We start from the raw sequence: 22,269 nt of genomic DNA, 5'->3' as shown, positions 1-22,269 counted from the left end.
GGATTCGGACACAGACGCGGAGACCGTCCGCGCCGGGAAGGCTCACGATGTCCATCACCGTCGACGCCCTCGTCACCCGGGCACAGCGTGCCCTCGACGAGTACGCGCACTTCACCCAGGAACAGGTCGACCACATCGTCCGCAAGGCGTCGGTGGCGGCGTTGCACCACCACGGCGAGCTCGCTGTCATGGCGGTCGAGGAGACCGGGCGCGGCCTCTTCGAGGACAAGGCCGTGAAGAACATGTTCGCCTGCGAACACGTCACCCACTCGATCATCGATCAGAAGACCGTCGGCGTCATCGCGCACGACGAGCTCACGGGGATCACCGAGATCGCCGATCCGGTCGGAGTGGTCTGCGCGCTGACTCCGGTGACGAACCCGACCTCGACCGCGATCTTCAAGTCGCTCATCGCACTCAAGACGCGCAACCCGATCGTCTTCGGCTTCCACCCGTCGGCGCAGCGCTGCTCGTCGGAGGCCGCCCGCATCGTCCGCGACGCCGCGGTCGCGGCCGGTGCCCCCGCCGACTGCATCCAGTGGATCGAAGAGCCGTCGATGGAGGCGTCCGGCGAGCTGATGAACCACCCGGGCGTCGCTCTCATCCTCGCCACCGGCGGCAACGCGATGGTCCGAGCCGCGTACTCGTGCGGCAAGCCCGCCCTCGGTGTCGGCGCGGGCAACGTTCCCGCCTTCATCGAACGCACCGCCGACGTCGGCCGCGCCGTCAACGACATCGTGCTCTCGAAGTCGTTCGACATGGGCATGGTGTGCGCGAGCGAGCAGGCGGTCGTCCTGGATGGGCCCATCGCGGAAGAGGCGCTCGAGGAGTTCGCCCGCCTGCACGCCTACCGGGTGAGCCGCGAGGAGAAGGCGATGCTCGAGGAGTTCATCTTCGGTGTCACCGCCGACAGCGCCAACTGCGCCGACGCGAAGCTCAATGCGCGGGTCGTCGGTCAATCGCCGGTCTGGATCGCCGAGCAGGCGGGCTTCACGGTCCCTGCGGACACGTCCATCCTCCTGGCCGACGTTGCAGGCGTCGGCCCGCACGAGCCGCTCACGCGCGAAAAGCTCGCCCCCGTCCTCGCCGTGCTCCGTGCCGAGACTCCGGATGAGGGAATCGAGCTCTCGCGGCAGATGGTGGCGTTCGACGGGCTCGGTCACTCCGGCGCGATCCACTCGAACGACGCGGAGGTGATCGCCCGCTTCGCGGAGGTCGTCAAGGCGGTCCGCATCATCGAGAACTCGCCGTCGGCTCTCGGCGGCATCGGCGACATCTACAACGCCTTCCTGCCCTCGCTGACCCTCGGCTGCGGCTCGTACGGTCACAACTCCGTCTCCAACAACGTCTCGGCGGTGAACCTGGTGAACGTCAAGCGCGTCGGACGGCGCAACAACAACCTGCAGTGGTTCAAGATCCCGGCGAAGACCTACTTCGAGCCGCACGCGATCCGGTACCTGGCCGATATGAGGGGAGTCGAGCGGGTCAGCATCATCACCGATGAGACCATGACCTCGCTCGGCTACGTCGACCGCATCACCGATGTCCTGAACCGGCGTGAGAACCGTGTCCAGGTGCAGTTGCTGAACCAGGTCCGGCCCGAGCCGAAGGTCTCGGAGGTCGTGGCTGGCGCGGAGCAGCTGCGCCAGTTCCAGCCCGACACGATCATCGCGCTCGGTGGCGGGTCACCGATGGATGCCGCGAAGGTGATGTGGCTGCTGTACGAGAACCCCGAGATCGAATTCTCCGACATGCGGGAGAAGTTCTTCGACGTGCGCAAGCGCGCGTTCACCTTCCCCGAGATGGGCAAGAAGGCCAAGCTGGTCTGCGTCCCCACCACGTCGGGAACGGGCTCGGAGATGACTCCATTCGCCGTCATCACCGACGACGCCACCGGGATGAAGTATCCGCTGGCCGACTACGCGCTGACACCGTCCGTCGCCATCATCGATCCTGAGCTGACGCGCGTGCTTCCGGGTTTCCTCGTGGCCGACGCCGGCTTCGACGCTCTGACGCACGCGACCGAGGCCTACGTGTCGGTGTACGCCAACGACTACACCGACGGGCTCTGCCTGCACGCGATCAAGCTCATCTTCGAGAACATCGAGCGCAGCACGAAGGCGCAACCGGGATCGACCGACAGCGCGGATCGGAAGGCTCGCGAGAAGATGCACAACGCTGCATCGATAGCCGGTATGGCCTTCGGCAACGCGTTCCTCGGGATCGTGCACGCGATGGCGCACGTCACCGGCGCCACGTACAAGCTCGTGCACGGACGGACCAACGCGGTCTACCTGCCGCACGTGATCCGGTACAACGGCACCGTCCCGACCAAGCTCACGAGCTGGCCCAAGTACGAGCGGTACATCGCTCCTGAGCGCTTCCAGCAGATCGCGCAGCACCTCGGGCTTCCCGCCGCGACGCCGGAAGAAGGTGTCGAGAGCTACGCCCGCGCGGTGGAGGATCTGCGTGACCGCGTCGGCATCGAGCGCTCGTTCCAGGCGCAGGGCGTCGACGAGGCCCGCTTCCTCGACAACCTGCACAGCCTCGCGATGGCCGCTTACGAGGATCAGTGCGCCCCCGCGAACCCGCGGATGCCGATGATCGACGACATGAAGACGCTCATGGAAGCCGCGTACTACGGCACCTCGTTCGCCGATGTGCGCGCCACCCGTGCCGCGGCCGTCGTCGCCGCGGACGCCGCCCTCCCGGCGACTCCCGTCGATGCGCAGACCCCCGACGCACCCGCGAAGAAGGGCAGCGGGAAGGCGAAGGCGGCGCACGGCGCCTGACGGCGATCCGCGGAGCGCAGGGCCGGACCGAGGTGTCCGGCCCTGCACCTACGCTGTAGCCATGCAGCAGCGCAGCCTCGCTTCGACCTCCCGTTCCGTCTCGGCCATCGGCCTCGGCACCTGGCAGCTCGGTGCCGACTGGGGCGAGGTCGACGACGGCCAGGCTCTGGCCGTCTTGGAAGCGTCCGCCGATGCCGGCGTGACCCTCTTCGACACCGCCGACGTCTACGGCGATGGCCGCAGCGAGACGACCATCGGCCGATTCCTCGCCGGCCGACCCGGCCACGGCATCACCGTCGCAACCAAGATGGGGCGCCGCGAGGCGCAGGTGCCCGAGAACTACAACCGCGAGAACTTCCGTGCCTGGACGGAGCGGTCGCGCCGCAACCTCGGCGTCGACACGCTCGACCTCGTGCAGCTGCACTGCCCGCCGTCGGCCGTCATCGAGTCGGACGACACCTACGACGCGCTCGACGAGTTGGTTCAAGACGGAGCGATCGCCGCTTACGGGGTCTCGGTCGAGACCGCGGCACAGGCGCTCGCGGCGATCGCGCGGCCGAACGTCACGAACATCCAGATCATCCTCAACCCGTTCCGGTTGAAGCCCCTCGACGAGGTGCTCCCGGCAGCCCGAGCCGCCGGCGTCGCGATCTTCGCGCGCGTCCCGCTCGCGTCGGGGCTGCTGAGCGGCCGTTACACCGAGCACACCGAGTTCGCGGCGAACGACCACCGGTCGTATAACCGCAACGGCGAGGCTTTCGACCGCGGCGAGACCTTCTCGGGGGTGGACTTCGAGACCGGCGTCAAGGCGGCCCGGCGGCTCGCGGCTGCCCTTCCCGAAGGCATCACCCTGCCCGCGGCGACGCTCGCGTGGATCGCCAGGCGTCCGGGCGTCACGAGCGTCATCCCGGGAGCCCGGACGACCGAGCAGGCCCGCGCGAACGCAGCCGCGGCGGCGCTGCTCGATGACGGCACCGATCTGACCGGCTTCTCCGACGCGGTCGCGGAGGTCTACGACGAGCTCCTCCGAGCAGACATCCACCCGCACTGGTGACCGTGCGAGCGGCGTGGCGGGGTGTCTCCTGTGGACACCCACGACGCTCGCTTCGGGGGCGGCCTACGCTGATCGCGTGAAGATGGAATTCGACGCGGAGGTGTTCCGCTGGGAGGCCCGCACCCAGGATTGGTACTTCGCGGCGGTGCCGGAAGAGCCCAGCGCTGACATCCGAGAGATCCCGCGGATGCCGCGCGGGTTCGGGTCCGTTCGGGTGCGGGCGACGATCGGCGATTCCACGTGGGAGACCTCGATCTTTCCGGATGCCGGACGCGGCGGTTACGTCCTCCCGTTGAAGCAAGCGATCCGCCGCGCCGAATCGATCGGACCCGACGGCGTCGTCCGGGTGATGCTCGAGGTCCTCGACGCGTGACGCCGCTGGCGATCGCGACGATCGTGGTCGTGGCTGCCTGTGCCGCGCTGAGTGTCGCGCTGGCGGCGGTCGACATCGCGACGCACCGGCTTCCGAACCGCCTCGTCCTCGGATTGACGGCCGCGGCCGCGAGCCTCGCGGTGCTCTCCGCCATCGAACAGGCTTCGATGCGGCCGATCGTCGGGGCGGCGGGCGCCGGAGTCGTGCTGTTCGTCGTCTACTACCTCCTGCACCGGCGCGGTCGGGCGCTGGGCGGGGGAGACGTCAAGCTCGCGGCGGCGATCGGGCTGCTCACGGGCACGCACGACTGGGTGGCGCCGCTCGTCGCGACCGCGCTCGCGTTCTTCTGCGGCGGTCTTGTCGCCGTCGTCATCATCGCCGCCCGCCGCGGCGACCGGCATACCCGGATACCGTTCGGCCCCTTCATGCTGCTCGGCGCATGGGCGGTCGTCGGGGGCGTCTGGGCCGGGATCTGAGGCGTGTCAAGTGCACGGGGGCGAGGGTGAGCGCCGCGCTATCGTGGCGGCATGGCCGAGTCCACGTTCATCTCCCGCTCGATCGCGTGGGCGCTGCAGCGCAAACCGGTGCGCGCGTTCCTGCTGTACAGCGAGCACCGTGGACCGGTGCTCGCCGACAGCGTCACCTATCGCACCCTGTTCAGCGTGTTCGCCGGCGTGCTGTTGGGGTTCTCCGTCGCGGCGCTCTGGCTTGCCGGTGACCCCGTCGCGTGGCAGGCGCTCCTCGACGCCGTGAACCGTGTCATCCCGGGACTCGTCGGAAAGAACGGCCTGATCAAGCTCGACGACATCCAGGCCCCGGCCGGGCTGACCATCGCGGGTGTCATCGCCACCGTCGGTCTGGTCGGTGCGGCGATCGGTGCGATCGGTTCGCTCCGTACCGCCATGCGCGCGATCGCGGATCAACTGACCGATGACGTGCTTTTCGTCTGGGTGCTGCTGCGCAACCTCGCACTCGCGATCGGTATCGGCGGGGCGCTCGTCGCCGCTGCCGGGGTGACGTTCCTCGGGACGGCCGGGGTCGGACTTCTCGCCGACCTCCTCGGTTTCTCCGACGAGAACCCGCTCGTGCAATTCGGCGGCTGGGCCGTGTCGCTGGTGGTGGTGTTCGCCCTCGACGCGGTCGCTGTCGCCGTGCTCTTCCGGGTCCTGTCCGGGGTGAAGGTGCGAAAGCGTGCGCTGTGGAGCGGCGCGCTGCTCGGCGCCGCCGGGCTGACGGTGCTGCAGCAACTGTCGGGCCTGTTCGTCGGTGGTGCCACCTCGAACCCGCTGCTGGCGTCGTTCGCCTCACTGATCGCGCTGCTGCTGTGGCTCAACCTGTCATCGCAGGTCATCCTCATCGCGACCGCCTATATCGTCACGGGCGTGCGCGAAGAGGAAGACCGCGTTCGGGCGCGCTTCGGCGCCACCACCTTCCTGCAGCGTCGCGTGCAGCGCGCGGAGGACGCCGTCTCCGCCGCCGCCCGGGAGCTCGAGAAGGCGCGCGAGCTCGAGGCCGAGGAACGCGCGAAAGCGGGCGGCTGACTCGCCGGCCTCAGTCGCCGACGGAGCTCGTCCGAGGAGGGCGCAGTCCGGCGCGCAGGTCCAGGACGACCTCGCTCTCAACCCGCCCGCCCGATGCCGCGCGCATCACCGCACGGTGCTCCGCGTCGATCGCACGAGGCGACGCATCTGCGACCGCATGCGAGCGCGCGAGGTCGTCGGTCTGCATGGCGTAGACGATGACCGGACCATCCGTCGTATCGATGATCATCGCGGTCTCGTGCTCGACCCCCTCAGCCGCGAGCGACTCCAGCGCCTCCGCGCGCCGAGGGCCGTCGATCTCGCGCAACCACTCGATGACGCGCTCGCGATGATCGGGGCGAAGACGCCGAGCCACCAAATGGATCACGGCATGAGACTAGCGACCTAGCGCGCGTAGCGCTCGACGAACGCGCGGAGGATCGACCCCGTGTGGGTGACCGGGCTGCGGCTCACGGCGCTCAGGGTGAGGTCGAGCTCGTCAGGCGCGAAGTAGCCGTAGTCGGCGTAGGCGTGGATGCGATTCGTGATGCCGGCGAGGTCGAGTTCTGGATGGAACTGGGTCGCGTAGACGTTCTCGCCGACCCGGAACATCTGCACGGGGCATGCCTCGGAGGAAGCAAGCAGGACGGCACGGGGAGGAAGGGCCGAGATCGCTTCCTTGTGTCCGACGAAGCCGGCGAACGTCGGCGGCATCCCCGCCAGGAGCGGATCGCGCCGCCCGGCATCCGTCAGCTCGACGTCGACGACGCTGATGGGCTCGCCGAACCGTCGGTCGATCGTCGCCCCGAGAAACGCACCCACCGTGCCGATTCCGTAGCACGCACCGAGGAACGCGGCGTCCTGTGCGACGACCCGTGCCAGAAGGTCGGCGAACTCGGCCTCGACCCGGCGCTGAACGGCGGATTTCTGCTCATACGGATCAGACGCGTTGAACGGGCCACCGCCGACGAAGATGCCCGAGATGTCGTCGAGGTCTATCTCGGGCATCGGTTCCGACTCGAGTCGCACGCGCCGGAGCGAGGCAGGTTCGAGCCCGGTGTGGCGTAGGAAGAGCTCGTACTCTTCGTCGGCGGGCACGTCTTCGGCCCGGGTGGCGAGCAGCACGAACGGCTTCACGCCGAGGGGAGCTTTCGTAGTCGCCGAGCACGCATGGCGCAAGCGTATCGGCCGGTCCGGACGGCGCGGGTATCGTCGGGAGACAGGAGGTCAGAACATGGCTATTGCACGACTGCACGGTGGTCCCCTCGACGGGCAGACCCTTCCGCTGGACGACGACGCGTCAGACCGGCTCATCCTTCCCTACAGCGAGACCCAGGTGGTCTACGAACGCTCCGGCGAGCCGGAGAACACCGGCGAGGGCGACGGACCGACGTCGTCGGAGTTCCACTTCGTCGAAGCCGAGGGCGACATCGACCCCTCGACCGACGAGCGCGACGACCGCGTCACCAGTGACGACTGAGCCGCGCAGCTCGCTCGAGGTCGAGCGGAAGTACGACGTCGGCGACGAGGCGAGCGTTCCCGACTGGTCGCTCCTCCCCGGCGTCGCGACCGTCGGCGCAGCCGAGCCCCGTGAACTCGACGCGCGCTACCTCGACACTGCCGACGGACGACTCGCCGCCGCGCTGACCGCGCTGCGGCGACGCACGGGCGGCCCCGACGAGGGGTGGCACGTGAAGCGGTCCACGCCCGAGGGCAAGCTCGAGACTCATTGGCCCCTCGACGACGCCGATGAGGCGGCCCCGCCCGACGTGCCGGACGCCATCGTCGCCGAGCTCGCCGAGGTGGCGCAGCCGCCCTTCGAGGTCATCGCCCGCATCCGGAACTCGCGCACCGCCTTCGCCCTGCTCGACGCCGCGGGCGATCTGGTCGCGGAGTTCGTCGACGATCGGGTGACGGCCACGGACGAACGGTCGGGACGAACGAGCTCATGGCGGGAGTGGGAGCTCGAGCTGGGCCCCGCGGCGCCCGCCAGCGCGGCCGGTGTCGCCGAGCTCTTCGCAGCTGCCGACGAGCTGGTCGCATCCGCCGGGGGAGCGCCCGCGGCATCCGAATCCAAGCTCGGACGCGCCCTCGGACGCTGAGCATCCCGGGTTCGATCAGCCGCAAAGACGAACGCACCGCCGGCCGAGGCCGAGCGGTGCGTTCGTCTTCTGGCGACGCGAGCGTCAGAGGTTGATCATGTGACCCGCGAGACCGTGGAACGCCTCCTGAAGACCTTCCGACAGGGTCGGGTGCGTGTGGACGTTGCGCGCGGCCTCGAGCGCAGTGAGGTCCCACTTCTGAGCCAGGGTCAGCTCCGGCAGCAGCTCCGAGACGTCGGGGCCGATGAGGTGCCCACCGAGGAGCTCCAGGTGCTCGGCGTCGGCGATGAGCTTGACGAAACCGACGGGCTCGCCCAGGCCGTTGGCCTTGCCGTTCGCCGAGAACGGGAACTTCGCGACCTTGACGTCGTAGCCCGCGTCGCGCGCCTGCTGCTCGGTCAGGCCGAACGATGCCACCTGCGGCGAGCAGAACGTCGCACGCGGCATGTTGCGGTAGTCGCCGAGCGTCTGCGTCTCGGCGCCGCCGATGGTCTCCGCCGCGACGACACCCTGCGCCTCGGCGACGTGCGCGAGCTGCAGCTTGGCGGTGACGTCGCCGATCGCGTAGATGCCCTCGACGTTCGTCCGCATGTGGTCGTCGATGTCGATCGCGCCGCGCTCGGTGAGCTTCACGCCGGTGTTCTCGAGACCGAAGCCCTCGACCCGGGGAGCGAAGCCGATCGACATGAGGACCTTGTCGGCCTCGATCTGCCCCTTCGCGCCGTCGGCGTTGGCCGAGTACGAGACGGTGACCTTATCGCCCGAGTCGACGATCTGCTCGACCTTGGTCGAGGTGAGGATGTCGATGCCGTACTTCTTGTACTGCTTCTGGATCTCCTTCGAGACCTCGACGTCCTCGTTGGGGAGGGCGCGGTCGAGGAACTCGATGATCGTGACCTTCACGCCGTAGTTCGACATGACGAAGGCGAACTCCATGCCGATCGCGCCGGCGCCGACGATGACGATCGAGTTCGGCAGGTCACGGGTGAGGATCTGCTCCTCGTAGGTCACGACGTTGTCGCTGAGCTGCACACCGGGAAGGAGTCGCACGGTCGAGCCGGTGGCGATGATGACGTTGTCGAACGTGACGGTCTCTTGCGAGCCGTCGGCCTTGGTCACCTGGATCGACTTCGCGTCGAGGAACGACCCGCGTCCCTCGTACTCGGTGACCTTGTTCTTCTTCATCAGGAAGTGGATGCCCTTGACGTGCGTCTCGGCCACCTTGCGGCTGCGGTCGAACGCGGTGCCGAAGTCGAAGTTCACATCCCCGCTGATCCCGAAGAGATCGGCCTTGTGCTTGAAGGTGTGGGCGAGGTCGGCGTTCTTCAGCAGAGCCTTGGAGGGGATGCAGCCGACGTTGAGGCAGACGCCTCCCCAGTACTTCTCTTCGATGATCGCGACGGACTGTCCGAGCTGCGCAGCGCGGACAGCTGCGACATACCCGCCGGGGCCCGCGCCGAGGATGACGACGTTGTAGTGAGGCATGCTCCCAGCCTAGTCCTCGGTGCGCCGCCGAGACGCCGCGACGAGGGCGATGACGAGGGCGATCACACCGGCGACCACGACGACCGCGACGACGATCCAGAACACCGCGGGCAGGCCCTCGGCCGGTGCCGTCTCGGTGGTTCCACCGGCGGGTGCCGTCGGCGCGGCCGCCGGGTCGCCCGCCGTGAACGAGAACTCGCCCGAGACCGGGTGGCCGTCGCTCGAGACCACCCGCCAGCGCACGGTGATCGGGCCCTGGCTGTCTCCGTCGATGGCCTGGGTGGCCGTCGTACCGTCGAGCGCGGGCGTCCCCTCGGCGAGTTCCGTTCCCGCCGCGTCGGTCACCGAGATCGCGTTGACCCCCTCCTCGTCGATGAGCACGCCGCTGAAGGTGAGCGTCACCTCGTCGGGCAGCTCGGCCACGGCCGAATCGGCGGCCGGATCGGAGGCCAGCAGCTCGTCGTGCGCGAGGGCGGGCGACGCGGGGGAGGCCGCGGCGAGGCCGAGCACGATGCCGAAGCCCACGAGCAGGCGCATACGAAGAGAAGGAGTGCGTGCAGACATCGCCCCGAGCCTAATCGTCGGCCATATGAAGGTGGTGAGAGGCCCGGGTATTCGCGTTCGCGACTCGTCGTCGATCCGTTAGGCTGGCCCGGAAGAGGAGGACACTGTGGACGAAAAGGATCGAGACGTCGACGACATCCGACGCGGACCCGACCGCGCGCCGCACAGCGGTTCCTCGGACACGACGCAGACGTTCGGGCACGACCTGGATCTGTCGTTCGTGCCGTTCGGGGCTGACCTCACCGCTGTGGAGCGTGACGCCATCCAGGCGCTGCCCGAGCGGGCGGCCCTGCTTCTGGTTCGTTCCGGCCCCACCGCGGGGGCACGGTATCTGCTGGACACCGACGTGACGACCGTCGGCCGCCACCCCGAGGCCGACATCTTCTTCGACGACGTCACCGTCTCGCGGCGGCACGCGGAGATCACCCGTACGGGGTCGGCTTTCGAGATCGTCGACCAGCGCTCGCTCAACGGCACCTACGTCAACGGTGAGCGCGTCGACCGCGCCGTGCTCTCCGATGGAGCCGAGCTGCGCGTCGGCAAGTTCCGCCTGAACTTCTTCGTCTCACCGCTCGACCGCGCTCCGGCGACCGGCGCGTGAGTGCGGCCCCCGCAGCCCGCGGTCGGTCCACGGCAGCGGGTCACCTGAGCATCGGCCAGGTCCTTGCGCGGCTCAGTCCGGAGTTTCCGGCGCTGAGCTCGAGCAAGCTGCGGTATCTCGAAGACCAGGGGATCGTCACCCCCACGCGCACCGGCTCGGGGTACCGGAAGTTCTCACCGGCGGACGTCGAGCGGCTGCGTACCGCGCTGACGCTGCAACGCGATCACTACATGCCGCTGGCGCGTATCCGCGAGTACCTCGACACGCCGGGGGCCGAGGGGCTCCCGCCCGCGCTGCCGGCGTCGATCGTCCAGCATCGGCGCTATCGACGCGACGAGCTGATCGATCAGGCCGAGGCCACGGCAGCGCTGCTCGGCGACGCGGTGTCAGCGGGTCTGCTGCCGGCCGCCGACACGTACGACGAGCGAGCGCTCGTCCTGCTGCGCACGCTCGTCGCGCTCGATCGCCACGGCATCGGCCCGCGCCACCTCCGCACCGTGCGGCAGGCGGCTGAACGCGACGTCGCGCTGGTCGAGACCGCGCTCGCGCCGCTGCTGCGCCGCACCGATTCGTCGTCTCGCGGACGTGCCCATGAGCTCGCGCCCGAGCTGGTACGTCGGCTCGACGACGTCCGTTCGGCGTTCGTCCAGACGGCCATCGACCGACTGGTCCGGTGAGCCACGCGCGACACGCCGCGGGCTCGGAGCGGATGTCGTTGCCGCGGCGGCATCCCTCATCTAGCGTGGAAGAAACCCGACCGTCCGGCAGGAGGACCAGATGACCGCGCATGATTCGCTCGGCGAGATGCGGTTCACGACCGACCTCCTCTTCACCGACGGTCTCCCCGAGATGGACGACGAGGCCGGGTATCGCGGAGCGCAGGCCGCTCGCGCCGCCGGCATCACGTACCGTCAGCTCGACTACTGGGCTCGTACCGAACTGGTCGTCCCCACCGTCCGCGGCGCCAGCGGCTCGGGTTCGCAGCGTCTCTACGGCTTCCGCGACATCCTCGTGCTGAAGCTCGTCAAGCGTCTGCTCGACACGGGCATCTCGTTGCAGCAGATCCGTGTGGCGGTCGACCAGCTCCGCGCCGCGGGCATCCGCGACCTCGCGGGGACGACGCTGATGAGCGACGGCGCGTCGGTCTACCTCTGCACGTCGAACGACGAGGTCATCGACCTCGTCAGCCGCGGTCAGGGGGTGTTCGGCATCGCGGTCGGAAAGGTCCTCCGTGAGGTCGAGTCCACACTCGTCGAGTTCGACCCCCAGGCGCCGGACCCCGTCGACGAGCTCGCTGCGCGACGCTCGGCACGCAGCGCCTGAGCCGTCCCCGAGATACACAGAACCCCGGCGCACCTGCGGTGCGGCCGGGGTTTCGTTCGTGTGGTGACGGCCGGTCAGCTCGGCGCGGCCGTGGGGGCCTCGCCCGCGACCGGGATCCGGCCGGTGCGCAGCACGCGGTCCAGCAGCGCGTCGAAGTCGGAGGCGAGCTCCTGCGCGGAGTCTCCGGGCCAGATGTGCAGCGGCTTCGCGGCGCCCTGCGCCTGCTGCAGCGACGTGCGCTCGGGAAGCTGGGGCGAGAGCACCAGGGGACCGAACATGTCGCGCAGTTCCTTGATGCGGAACTGATGCTCGATCGACTGCGGGCGCACCCGATTGACCACGATGCCGAGGGGCTGCAGGCGGGGGGAGAGTCCTCGGCGGATCTCTTCGATGGCGCGCAGCGCGCGGTCGGCGGCAGCCACGGAGAACAGGCCGGGCTCGGTCACGACGATGACGCGATCGCTGGCCGCCCACGCCGTGCGGGTGAGCGCGTTGAGCGAGGGGGCGCAGTCGATGAGGACGAGGTCGTAGTCGGCCTCGATGGTCGCCAAGGCCTCTTCCAGCTTCCAGACGTCGCGCACGCTCGGGTGCGGACCGTCGAAGTTGATGGCGGACGGGCTGCCGATCAGGACATCGATGGTGCCGGGATGCACCTTCGCCCACCCGCTCGAGGTGATGGCCTGACGGACCACCTTCTCCTTGGGATTGGCGAGGACGTCGGCGACGTTGAGACGGCCGGCGACCTGGATGTCCATCCCCGTCGACACGTCGGACTGCGGATCGAGATCGACGACCAACGTCCGGACACCGCGGGCGAACGCGGCGGATGCGAGCCCCAAGGTGACCGTGGTCTTGCCGACCCCGCCCTTGAGCGAGCTGACGGAAAGTACGTGCACGAGGCTCTACGTTACCGTCCCCTAGGCTGTGAGGGTATTCGAGCCCCCGCGCGGCGCCGTCGCCGTGCGACTCATTCCAGCGAGGTGAGCATGTTCCGCAAGATCCTTGTCGCGAATCGCGGTGAGATCGCCATCCGCGCCTTCCGCGCCGCCTTCGAGCTGGGGGCGCGCACCGTGGCCGTCTATCCGCACGAGGACCGCTACTCGCTCCACCGTCTGAAGGCCGACGAGGCCTACGAGATCGGGGTGAAAGGGCACCCCGTCCGGGCCTATCTCGACGTCGACGAGATCATCCGCGTCGCGCGCGAGAGCGGAGCGGACGCGATCTACCCGGGATACGGCTTCCTGTCCGAGAACCCCGAGCTCGCCGCTCGCGCCGCCGACGCGGGCATCGCCTTCATCGGTCCGTCGGCGCGCGTGCTCGAGATGGCCGGCAACAAGGTCACGGCCAAGAGCCATGCTGTCGCCGCCGGAGTGCCGGTGCTGCGATCGACCGAGGCCTCCGACGACATCGACGCTCTCGTCGCCCAGGCGGAGGACATCGGCTTCCCGGTCTTCGTCAAGGCGGTCGCCGGCGGCGGCGGACGCGGGATGCGACGCGTCGGCGCACCCGGCGAGCTCGCACCGGCACTGTCGGAGGCGATGCGCGAGGCCGGCAGCGCGTTCGGCGACGCGCGTGTCTTCCTGGAACAGGCCGTCCGCCGTCCGCGCCACGTCGAGGTCCAGGTGCTCGCCGACGCCACGGGTGAGACGGTGCACCTGTTCGAACGCGACTGCTCGGTGCAGCGACGCCATCAGAAGGTCATCGAGATCGCGCCGGCCCCCAACCTCGACGACGAGACGCGGGCAGACCTGCACCGGCACGCGATCGCCTTCGCGACCTCCATCGGCTACGTGAACGCCGGCACCGTCGAGTTCCTGCTCGAGACGGACGGGCCCCGGGCGGGCGAGATCGTGTTCATCGAGATGAACCCGCGCATCCAGGTCGAGCACACGGTGACCGAGGAGGTCACCGACGTCGACCTGGTCCAGTCCCAGATGCGGATCGCGGCGGGGGAGACCCTCGCGCAGCTCGGCCTCACGCAAGACCGCATCCAGCTGCGCGGCGCGGCCCTGCAGTGCCGCATCACGACCGAGGATCCGGCTCAGGGGTTCCGCCCCGACACGGGGAAGATCACCACCTACCGGTCGCCGGGCGGAGCCGGCATCCGTCTCGACGGCGGCACGACCGCCGCCGGCTCCCAGGTGAGCCCGCACTTCGACTCGATGCTCGCCAAGCTCACGTGCCGGGGGCGCGACTTCGGTGCCGCGGTCGTGCGCTCGCGCCGTGCCCTCGCGGAGTTCCGCATCCGAGGCGTCTCCACCAACATCCCGTTCCTGCAGCAGGTGCTCGACGACCCGTCGTTCGCGCGAGGCGACCTCAGCACCTCCTTCATCGACGAGCGACCCGAGCTGCTCGAGGGCCGGATGTCGAAGGACCGCGGATCGAAGATCCTCGGGTGGCTCGCCGACACGACCGTCAACCGCCCGCACGGCTCTGCTCCGACGAGCGTCGACCCGCGGACCAAGCTGCCCCGGCTCGACCTCGCTACACCGCCGCCCGCGGGCTCGCGCCAACGCCTGCGCGAACTCGGCCCCGCGGGGTTCGCGCAGACCCTGCGCGGGCAGACCTCGCTCGCCGTGACCGAGACGACCTTCCGCGACGCGCACCAGTCGCTTCTCGCCACACGCGTCCGGACGAAGGATCTCGTCGCGGTCGCTCCCGCCGTCGCGCGGCTCACCCCGCAGCTGCTGTCCGTGGAGGCGTGGGGCGGGGCGACCTACGACGTGGCTCTGCGCTTCCTCGGCGAGGACCCGTGGGAACGACTCGACAAGCTGCGAGAGGCCCTGCCCAACGTCGCTCTCCAGATGCTGCTGCGCGGTCGCAACACCGTCGGCTACACCCCGTACCCGACGGCGGTGACGCAGGCCTTCGTGCGGGAGGCGGCGGATGCCGGCGTCGACATCTTCCGGATCTTCGACGCCCTCAACGACGTCGCGCAGATGCGGCCGGCGATCGACGCCGTCCTCGAGACCGGGACGACGATCGCCGAGGTCGCGCTCTGCTACACGGGGGATCTGCTCGACCCGGCCGAAGACCTCTACACCCTCGACTACTACCTCCGTCTCGCCGAGGAGATCGTCGATGCGGGCGCGCACGTGCTCGCCATCAAGGACATGGCCGGCTTGCTGCGGCCGGCTGCGGCGTCGCGCCTGGTCGCGGCGCTGCGCGAACGGTTCGATCTGCCCGTGCACGTGCACACGCACGACACCGCGGGCGGACAGCTCGCGACGCTCCTGGCCGCGAGCGCCGCGGGTGCGGATGCCGTCGATGCGGCGTCCGCGCCGATGGCGGGCACGACCAGTCAGCCCTCGCTGTCCGCGCTCGTGGCAGCACTCGCGCACACCGAGCGCGACACCGGTCTCGATCTCGGCGCCGTGTCGGACCTCGAGCCCTACTGGGAGGCGGTGCGTCACATGTACCGTCCGTTCGAGTCGGGTCTGCCCGGCCCCACCGGACGCGTCTACCGCCATGAGATCCCGGGCGGACAGCTCTCGAACCTGCGGCAGCAGGCCATCGCGCTGGGGCTCGCCGACGATTTCGAACTCATCGAGGACATGTACGCCGCGGCGAACGAGATCCTCGGCCGGGTTCCCAAGGTCACCCCGTCGTCGAAGGTCGTGGGCGACCTCGCGCTGCATCTGGCGGCGGTGAAAGCCGATCCAGCCGCCTTCGCCGCCGACCCGGGCGCATACGACATCCCGGAGTCCGTCGTCGGCTTCATGGCAGGCGAACTCGGCGACCTGCCGGGAGGATGGCCCGAACCGTTCCGGTCGAAGGTCCTCGCAGGGCGCACCGTGCGTCCCGCGGCTGCAGATCTCTCGGCGGCGCAGGAAGCGGCTCTCGACGCCGATTCCGCGACACGGCGACGCACGCTGAACTCGTTGCTCTTCCCTGCGCCGACACAGGAGTTCGACCGGGTGCGCGACACCTACGGCGACCTGAGTGTGCTCGACACGGCGGACTACCTGTATGGGCTGGTCCCCGGCGCCGAGCACGTCGTCGAGATCGAGAAGGGTGTGCAGCTGTACGTCGGACTCGAGGCCATCGGTGAGGCCGACGAGAAAGGCATGCGCACGGTCATGGCCACGCTCAACGGTCAGCTGCGGCCGGTGTTCGTGCGCGACCGCAGCATCAGCGTCGAGGCTCGTCAGGCCGAGAAGGCCGACACTTCGGTCCCCGGTCAGGTCGCCGCCCCGTTCTCGGGCGTCGTGACGCTCAAGGTCGCCGTCGGCGATGCCGTCGGGGCGGGAGCTCCCGTCGCGTCGATCGAAGCGATGAAGATGGAGGCGGCGATCACGGCGCCGGTCGCGGGCGTGGTCGAGCGGCTCGTCGTCGGGCCGACGGCGGTGGTCGAGGCGGGCGACCTTTTGGTCGTCGTCCGGCCCGGCGGGTAGCCTAAGGGGTCGGGCGCGAGCTCGAGACCTTGGAGTGGACGCAGCACAACATGCCTGAGCGCAACGAGAACCAGCCCGACGAGACCGATCCCGCGGTCCTCGCCGACAGCGAGAGTATCCATACGACGGCCATCGGGATCATCGGCGGCACCGCACAGGTCGACGTCGCGCTCCCCGTCGCGGAAGACGACCTCGATGACGACGACGTCATCGACGGCGAGGTCGGCGACGAGCAGCTGACGACCGGCGACATCCCCCTCGGCATCGCGCCGGTCGATTCGGACGACGACGAGTCGAGGGATGCCGCGACGGCCGCCGCCGACGACGAGGCGGATGCAGGCGGTGAGGCGAACCCGGAGAACGAGGAAGCTCCCGCGCTCCGGGCAGAGCCGGGCGACCATGCCGGCACCGAAGACGAAGAGTTCGAGGGCGACGGCGCGGACGAGGTTGCTTCCACCGAGGCATCCGAGCTCGCTGATGAGGACGACGACCGCGACGTGTCCGGCGACGACGATGCCGAGGAGCCTGTCGATGAGGTGGTCACCGCCGTGATCGACGATGAAGACGACCCCGAGATCGACTTCCCAGCGGAGGCCGACACGACGACCGCCGACGCTCCGGCCACGTCCGAGGGTGTGACGGATGCTGCCGCAGAGGACGTCACGGCCGGTGACGACAGCGATCACGCCCGGGGTGCCGACACCGCGACGTCCGGGGCCGCGGAAGCGCGCGACACCGGTGTCGTCGTCGCGACGGTCGTGCCGACGACCACGCCGATCACCGGCACCGTGCCGACCACCCGCCGGCAGGCCCACCAGGTCGCCGAGCAGGTTCGTCATGCCGCCGAGCGGGTGCAGGTCGCGCGTCCGACCGAGCCGGTCCTGCAGTCGCGGCGCCTCGGCGATCTCGAGCCCGGGCGCGAATCGGCAGACCTGCTGACGGCCGAGCGTCTGCTCGACCCGGCGCAGATCGTGCGGGCCGAGCCGGAAGGCCGCTGGCAGCGCCTCGTGTACAGCGTCTCGGGTCATCGCATCAACCTCGGCGACGGCAAGCGGGCACGCTCGCGCAAGGAGCTCGATCGTCGGATCACCGCGCCGCTCACCGGCGGGGCCAAGTTCGTCCCGGTTCTCTCGCGCAAGGGCGGCGTCGGCAAGACGACCGTGACCACCCTGCTCGGGATGGCGCTCGCCGATGCCCGTGACGACCGCGTGATCGCGATCGACGCGAATCCCGACCGCGGCACGCTCGCCGACCGTATCGGCCGTACGAGCGGCAAGACGGTGCGCGATCTGGCGCGCGCGCGTGGCGAGGTCGTCGGCTTCAACGATCTCTCCGCCATCGTGGCCCGCGACGAGACGCGGCTCGACGTTCTGGCGTCCGACGCCGACCCGCACATCTCGGAGGCCTTCAGCGACCACGACTACGAGGAAATCGCCGCGATCGCCGCGCACTACTACTCGATCGTGCTCACCGACACGGGCACGGGGATCGTGCACTCGGTGATGGGGGCGACGCTCGGGCTCTCCGACCAGATCGTCGTCGTCGCCGGTCTCTCGGTCGACGAGGCGCGGCTGGCCTCCGAGACACTGACCTGGCTCGAGTCCAACGGTTTCGCCGACGCAGTGAAGAACGCGGTGGTCGTGCTCAACACGTCGCGTCCGGGCACGCCGATGGTCCGCGCGGAGGAGCTGGAGACCCACTTCGCCACGCGCGTCCGCTCGGTGCTGCGCGTGCCGTACGACCCGCACCTCGCAGCGGGAAGCGCGGTGTCGTTCCGGGACCTCGACCCGGCGACGCGTGAGGCGGCGCGCAAGCTCGCCGCCAGCGTGGTCGAGGGGCTGCGTCTCGGGGCGGCGGCCTGACATGGCGGTTCGCGCGATCCGGTTCTTCGGCGACCCCGTCCTGAAGTCGGCGGCGGCGCCCATCCAGGCGATCGACGACGGTGTGCGCTCGCTCGTGCAGGATCTCCTCGACACGGTGGAGCTGCCCGGCCGAGCCGGCGTGGCGGCGCCGCAGATCGGGGTCGGGCTGCGCGCGTTCAGCTACAACGTCGACGGCGTCATCGGCTACATCCTCAACCCGCGACTGGTCGAGGTCTCCGGCGAGCCGTCGCTCATCGGCGAGGGCTGCCTGTCCGTGCCCAACCTCTGGCATGACACCCTCCGGCACCCGTACGCGCGCGCCGTGGGCATCGATCTCGACGGCGACGAGATCGTCCTCGAGGGCGAAGGGCTCATGGCTCAGGCGCTGCAGCACGAGTGCGACCACCTCGACGGCATCCTGTACCTCGACCGGCTCTCGCCCGCCGAACGGCGGATCGCGATGCGCGAGGTACGCGAGTCGTCCTGGTTCTGACCCCTCACGCGGAAGCGGGGCCCGGCCGGTGATCCACCAGCCGGGCCCCGCTTCCGCGTCATCCGGTCATCCGAGCGGCACGTTGCTCGTCTTGACCGGCTCGTCGTAGATGGCCGAGATCTCACCCGAGAAGTCGGTGAGGATGACATTGCGCTTGATGCTCATCTTCGGCGTCAGGTGACCGCTCGCCTCGGTCCATTCGGTGTCGAGGATCGTGAACTTGCGGATCGACTCGGCACGAGAGACGTTGCGGTTGGCCTCGTCGATCGCGCGCTGGACCTCCGCGCGGACCTGGCTGTTCTTCGCCGCGTCGGCGAGCGACATGTCGCCCGAGAGGCCGTTGTTCGTCAGCCAGGTCGGCAGCATCTCCGGGTCGAGCGTGACGAGCGCGGAGATGAAGGGCTTCTGATCGCCCACGACGACCACCTGTCCGACGATCGGGTTGGCGCGGATGGGGTCTTCGAGCACGGCCGGTGCGACGTTCTTGCCGCCGGCGGTGACGATGATCTCCTTCTTGCGGCCGGTGATCGTGAGGAAGCCGTCATCGTCGAACGATCCGATGTCGCCCGTCTTGAACCAGCCGTCGTTGAACGCGGCCTCGGTGGCCTCAGGGTTGCGCCAGTACTCGGCGAAGACGTTGATGCCGCGCACCTCGACCTCGCCGTCCTCGCCAAGGCGGACGCCGACACCGGGCAGGACCGGCCCGACGGTGCCGATCTTGGACTTCGTCGCGAGGTTGACCGTAGCCGGAGCCGTCGTCTCGGTGAGGCCGTACCCTTCGAGGATCGTGACCCCGAGGCTGTGGAAGAAGTGGCCGAGGCGCGGACCCAGGGGAGCGGATCCCGAGACGGCGTAGGTGACGCGACCGCCCATGGCGGCGCGGAGTTTGCCGTAGACGAGCTTGTCGAAGAGGCGGAACTTCAGCTTGGTCAGGAGCGGAATGCTCTTCCCCTCCTGCTGCAGGCGCGAGTGGTCGATCGCGACCTGTGCCGCGGCACGGAAGATCTTGCCCTTGCCCCCGGCCTCGGCCTTCTGCTCGGCGGAGTTGTAGACCTTCTCGAACACGCGGGGCACGGCGAGCAGGAAGGTCGGCTGGAACGTTCCGAGAGCGGGCAGCAGCTGCTTGGTGTCGGGCTGATGCCCGGTCTTGACCCCGGCGTGCACGTTGAGGATCGAGATGAAGCGCGCGAAGACGTGGGCGGTCGTGATGAACAGCAGCGTCGATGCTCCACCGGGGTGGTTGACGACCTCTTTGAGCGCTTCGCCGGAGTTGCGGGCCAGCTCGACGAAGTTGCTGTGCGTCAGGACGCAGCCCTTGGGTCGTCCGGTCGATCCCGAGGTGTAGATGAGCGTCGCGATGTCCGAGCCCACGGCGAGGTTGCGTCGTCGCTCGATCTCCTCGTCGGGCACGTCTGCACCGCCCGAGCGCAGCCGGTCGAGGTCTCCCGAGGCCATGACCCACACCTCGCGGACGAGGGGGACCGTCGCACGGATCTCGTCGATGCGTGCGGCGTGGTCGGCGGACTCCGCGATCGCGAAGGTCGCACCCGAATCGCTGAGGATCCAGGCGATCTGCGACGCCGAGCTCGTCTCGTAGACGGGGACCATCACGGCGCCGGCGAAGAAGATCGCGAAGTCGACGAGCGTCCAGTCGTACGTGGTGCGCGCCACGAACGCGACCTTGTCGCCGGGTTCGACGCCCGCCGCGACGAGCCCCTTCGCGAGCGCGATCACCTCGCGTTGGAACTCGGCCGCGGAGATGTCTCGCCAGGCGCCGTCGTGCGGCACGGCGAAGAGGGCTCGCGACGGGGTGGCGGCGACCCGGTCGACGAGGAGATCGGTGATGTTCGCGTCAGGATCGGCTGGAACGACGGCGGGGACTTCGAACTGGACGGCGCTCATGGGCGGCAACTCCTTCGGTACCGGAAGCGTCTGGCAGGGTAAACACACTCTATCTGCCACCCGGTCGCCGAGCCCGCGCGGCGAGGCGGCGCCCCATTAGACTTTCCGGGTCGCCGGCGGACGGCCGACGGAAAGGACCACGCGTGCTCAACATCGGCATCGACATCGGCGGAACCAAGATCGCCGGAGGTGTCGTCTCCGCCGACGGGACGATCGTCGACCGCATCCGCGTCGACACGCCCGCCGACACCGACGCGCTGGCGGACGCCGTCGCCGACATGGTGCGGCATTTCCGCGCGTCCCACGAGGTGACCGCAGTAGGGGTCGCCGCGGCCGGCTTCCTCGATCGCACGCGTTCGATCATGCGTCACGCACCCAACATCGACTGGGTGGAGCACCCGTTGCGTGCCGAGCTCGAGGCGCGCGTCGGTGTCGCCGTCGTGCTCGAGAACGACGCGAACGCAGCCGGCTGGGCCGAGTACCGTTTCGGCGCCGGCCGCGGCAGCTCGAACATGGTCATGCTCACGCTCGGCACGGGTGTCGGGGGAGCGGTCATCATCGACGGGCAGCTCCTCATCGGCGGGCGCGGCGCGGCGGGAGAGCTGGGTCACGTGCGATTCGAGCGCGGCGGCCGGCTGTGCGGCTGCGGCCTGCAGGGATGCCTCGAGCAGTACGCCTCGGGAAGAGCACTGCAGCGCGAGGCGATCGCGATCGCCGACGACCCCGAGCTCGGGGCCGGTCTCGCGCAGGTGCGAGACGAGCACGGCTCGATTCCGGGCGACGCGATCTCCCGCCTGATCCTCGCCGACGATCCCGGCGCGCTCGCGGCCCTCCACCGGGTCGCGACGGCGCTCGGCGAGACGGCGGGTGGATTCCAGGCGACGCTCGATCCCGAGATCTTCGTCATCGGCGGGGGTGTCGCGCAGCTGGGCGAAACGCTCCTGGCGCCGGTCCGGACCGCCTACCGGGGAGCCCTTCCCGGCGGTGAGAACGCGGCTCCGGCCGACTTCGCCATCGCCACCCTCGGCAACGACGCGGGTCTGATCGGCGTGGCCGACCTGGCCGGGGGGCGGTGACCGGTGTTCTACTGGCTGATGAAGTACATCTTCATCGGACCCGTCGTCAAGGCGATCTTCCGGCCGTGGATCGTGGGGCGCCGCAACGTCCCGGCATCCGGTGCCGCGATCTTCGCCAGCAACCACCTGTCGGTCAGCGACTCGATCTTCCTGCCGCTCATGATCGACCGGCCGATGTCGTTCCTCGCAAAGAGCGACTACTTCACCGGCACGGGCCTCAAGGGCTGGGCCACCCGGATGTTCATGAAGGCGACCGGTCAGATCGCCATCGACCGCACGGGAGGTAAGGCATCCGAGGCCTCGCTCAACACCGGACTCCAGGTGCTCGGCCGCGGTGATCTGCTCGGGATCTACCCGGAGGGCACACGGAGCCCGGACGGCAAGCTCTACCGCGGGCGCACCGGCCTGGCGCGTATGGCGCTCGAGGCCCGCGTCCCCGTCATCCCCGTCGTGATGGTCGACACCGATGCGGTCATGCCGATCGGACGCAGCATCCCGCGTGTCGGACGAGTGGGAATGGTCATCGGCGAACCGCTCGACTTCTCGCGCTTCCAGGGGATGGAAGGCGACCGCTACGTGCTGCGCTCGGTGACGGACGAGATCATGGTGGCGTTGCAGCGCCTGGGTGAGCAGCAGTACGAGGACGTCTACGCGTCGTCGGTCAAGGAACGCGCGGCGCAGCAGCAGGCCTGAGCGTCATACGGCCGGGGAGGTCGCGGCCGAGCACT

21 protein-coding genes are annotated in these 22,269 nt (G+C 69.4%); 15 read left to right on the top strand and 6 right to left on the bottom strand.

The genetic code is table 11. The features are described from left to right. Nucleotides 1-47: 47 nt before the first annotated feature. From adhE to MTS1_RS03875, 5 genes are all read left to right on the top strand, one after another. Nucleotides 48-2,792, top strand: coding sequence for a bifunctional acetaldehyde-CoA/alcohol dehydrogenase (adhE, locus tag MTS1_RS03895; RefSeq protein WP_023951618.1), 2,745 nt, complete (start codon nucleotides 48-50; stop codon nucleotides 2,790-2,792). Nucleotides 2,793-2,853: 61 nt separating this feature from the next. Continuing rightward, on the top strand, nucleotides 2,854-3,846 hold the full coding sequence (locus MTS1_RS03890; RefSeq protein ID WP_023951616.1) for an aldo/keto reductase: 993 nt from the start codon (nucleotides 2,854-2,856) through the stop codon (nucleotides 3,844-3,846). Nucleotides 3,847-3,928: 82 nt separating this feature from the next. Further along, nucleotides 3,929-4,219, top strand: a complete 291-nt coding sequence (locus MTS1_RS03885; RefSeq protein WP_081731817.1) for a DUF1905 domain-containing protein — start codon at nucleotides 3,929-3,931, stop codon at nucleotides 4,217-4,219. Further along, nucleotides 4,216-4,695, top strand: a complete 480-nt coding sequence (locus tag MTS1_RS03880) for an A24 family peptidase (protein WP_023951612.1) — start codon at nucleotides 4,216-4,218, stop codon at nucleotides 4,693-4,695. The genes MTS1_RS03885 and MTS1_RS03880 overlap by 4 nt, the downstream gene beginning before the upstream one ends. A 51-nt stretch (nucleotides 4,696-4,746) precedes the next feature. Then, nucleotides 4,747-5,760, top strand: a complete 1,014-nt coding sequence (locus tag MTS1_RS03875) for a YihY/virulence factor BrkB family protein (RefSeq protein WP_023951610.1) — start codon at nucleotides 4,747-4,749, stop codon at nucleotides 5,758-5,760. Nucleotides 5,761-5,770: 10 nt separating this feature from the next. Here MTS1_RS03875 and MTS1_RS03870 read toward each other — a convergent pair whose 3' ends face one another. Together MTS1_RS03870 and MTS1_RS03865 are read right to left on the bottom strand one after the other, a co-directional pair. Then, nucleotides 5,771-6,127, bottom strand: a complete 357-nt coding sequence (locus tag MTS1_RS03870) for a DUF6176 family protein (RefSeq protein WP_023951608.1) — start codon at nucleotides 6,125-6,127, stop codon at nucleotides 5,771-5,773. A gap of 17 nt (nucleotides 6,128-6,144) precedes the next feature. Next, the gene (locus MTS1_RS03865; protein ID WP_023951606.1) at nucleotides 6,145-6,876 is read right to left on the bottom strand and encodes a glutamine amidotransferase; all 732 of its coding nucleotides are present in this window, start codon (nucleotides 6,874-6,876) and stop codon (nucleotides 6,145-6,147) included. A 97-nt stretch (nucleotides 6,877-6,973) separates the two neighbouring features. On the opposite strand from MTS1_RS03865, the gene MTS1_RS03860 reads away from it, so the two are divergent. Both MTS1_RS03860 and MTS1_RS03855 read left to right on the top strand, forming a co-directional pair. Then, nucleotides 6,974-7,219 (top strand): hypothetical protein, encoded by a 246-nt coding sequence (locus MTS1_RS03860; protein ID WP_023951604.1) that lies wholly within the window; start codon nucleotides 6,974-6,976, stop codon nucleotides 7,217-7,219. After that, nucleotides 7,209-7,841: a CYTH domain-containing protein gene (locus tag MTS1_RS03855; protein ID WP_023951602.1), complete on the top strand. Its 633-nt coding sequence runs from the start codon at nucleotides 7,209-7,211 to the stop codon at nucleotides 7,839-7,841. Before MTS1_RS03860 ends, MTS1_RS03855 begins: the two co-directional genes overlap by 11 nt. 84 nt (nucleotides 7,842-7,925) lie before the next feature. Here MTS1_RS03855 and lpdA read toward each other — a convergent pair whose 3' ends face one another. Beyond that, nucleotides 7,926-9,326: a dihydrolipoyl dehydrogenase gene (gene lpdA / locus MTS1_RS03850; RefSeq protein ID WP_023951600.1), complete on the bottom strand. Its 1,401-nt coding sequence runs from the start codon at nucleotides 9,324-9,326 to the stop codon at nucleotides 7,926-7,928. 9 nt (nucleotides 9,327-9,335) lie between these two features. Continuing rightward, entirely contained in the window at nucleotides 9,336-9,890 is a 555-nt protein-coding gene (locus MTS1_RS03845) for a copper resistance CopC family protein (RefSeq protein WP_036304614.1), read from the bottom strand. A gap of 106 nt (nucleotides 9,891-9,996) precedes the next feature. Here MTS1_RS03845 and MTS1_RS03840 point away from each other — a divergent pair, with 106 nt between their 5' ends. The 3 genes from MTS1_RS03840 to MTS1_RS03830 all read left to right on the top strand — a co-directional run bounded on the left by MTS1_RS03840 (nucleotide 9,997) and on the right by MTS1_RS03830 (nucleotide 11,814). Beyond that, nucleotides 9,997-10,491, top strand: coding sequence for an FHA domain-containing protein (locus MTS1_RS03840; RefSeq protein ID WP_023951596.1), 495 nt, complete (start codon nucleotides 9,997-9,999; stop codon nucleotides 10,489-10,491). Continuing rightward, a complete protein-coding gene (locus tag MTS1_RS03835) occupies nucleotides 10,488-11,168 on the top strand; it encodes a MerR family transcriptional regulator (RefSeq protein WP_023951594.1) in 681 nt (226 codons plus the stop codon). Before MTS1_RS03840 ends, MTS1_RS03835 begins: the two co-directional genes overlap by 4 nt. 100 nt (nucleotides 11,169-11,268) lie before the next feature. Next, nucleotides 11,269-11,814: a MerR family transcriptional regulator gene (locus MTS1_RS03830; RefSeq protein ID WP_023951592.1), complete on the top strand. Its 546-nt coding sequence runs from the start codon at nucleotides 11,269-11,271 to the stop codon at nucleotides 11,812-11,814. Between the two features lie 74 nt (nucleotides 11,815-11,888). Here the strand turns inward: MTS1_RS03830 and MTS1_RS03825 are convergent, their stop codons facing one another. Then, a complete protein-coding gene (locus MTS1_RS03825; protein ID WP_023951590.1) occupies nucleotides 11,889-12,710 on the bottom strand; it encodes a ParA family protein in 822 nt (273 codons plus the stop codon). Nucleotides 12,711-12,800: 90 nt separating this feature from the next. On the opposite strand from MTS1_RS03825, the gene MTS1_RS03820 reads away from it, so the two are divergent. The 3 genes from MTS1_RS03820 to def are packed head-to-tail and all read left to right on the top strand — an operon-like array spanning nucleotide 12,801 to nucleotide 18,563. Continuing rightward, the gene (locus MTS1_RS03820) at nucleotides 12,801-16,208 is read left to right on the top strand and encodes a pyruvate carboxylase (RefSeq protein WP_023951588.1); all 3,408 of its coding nucleotides are present in this window, start codon (nucleotides 12,801-12,803) and stop codon (nucleotides 16,206-16,208) included. Between the two features lie 50 nt (nucleotides 16,209-16,258). Further along, nucleotides 16,259-18,070, top strand: a complete 1,812-nt coding sequence (locus tag MTS1_RS03815) for a MinD/ParA family protein (RefSeq protein WP_036304968.1) — start codon at nucleotides 16,259-16,261, stop codon at nucleotides 18,068-18,070. A gap of 1 nt (nucleotide 18,071) precedes the next feature. Continuing rightward, entirely contained in the window at nucleotides 18,072-18,563 is a 492-nt protein-coding gene (def, locus tag MTS1_RS03810) for a peptide deformylase (protein ID WP_023951584.1), read from the top strand. Between the two features lie 66 nt (nucleotides 18,564-18,629). Here def and MTS1_RS03805 read toward each other — a convergent pair whose 3' ends face one another. Next, complete coding sequence (locus MTS1_RS03805; RefSeq protein ID WP_023951582.1) at nucleotides 18,630-20,465, bottom strand: long-chain fatty acid--CoA ligase; 1,836 nt, start codon at nucleotides 20,463-20,465, stop codon at nucleotides 18,630-18,632. A 143-nt stretch (nucleotides 20,466-20,608) separates the two neighbouring features. On the opposite strand from MTS1_RS03805, the gene MTS1_RS03800 reads away from it, so the two are divergent. Both MTS1_RS03800 and MTS1_RS03795 read left to right on the top strand, forming a co-directional pair. Further along, nucleotides 20,609-21,541, top strand: coding sequence for an ROK family protein (locus MTS1_RS03800; RefSeq protein WP_023951580.1), 933 nt, complete (start codon nucleotides 20,609-20,611; stop codon nucleotides 21,539-21,541). Between the two features lie 3 nt (nucleotides 21,542-21,544). After that, a complete protein-coding gene (locus MTS1_RS03795; RefSeq protein WP_023951578.1) occupies nucleotides 21,545-22,234 on the top strand; it encodes a 1-acyl-sn-glycerol-3-phosphate acyltransferase in 690 nt (229 codons plus the stop codon). The last annotated feature ends 35 nt before the right edge of the window (nucleotides 22,235-22,269 follow it).

The sequence above is a fragment of the Microbacterium sp. TS-1 genome, from assembly GCF_000509385.1.
Classification (GTDB): Bacteria; Actinomycetota; Actinomycetes; order Actinomycetales; family Microbacteriaceae; genus Microbacterium; species Microbacterium arborescens.
Note: the sequence above shows the minus strand (reverse complement) of the source record. Positions and strands in the feature narration are given on the sequence as shown.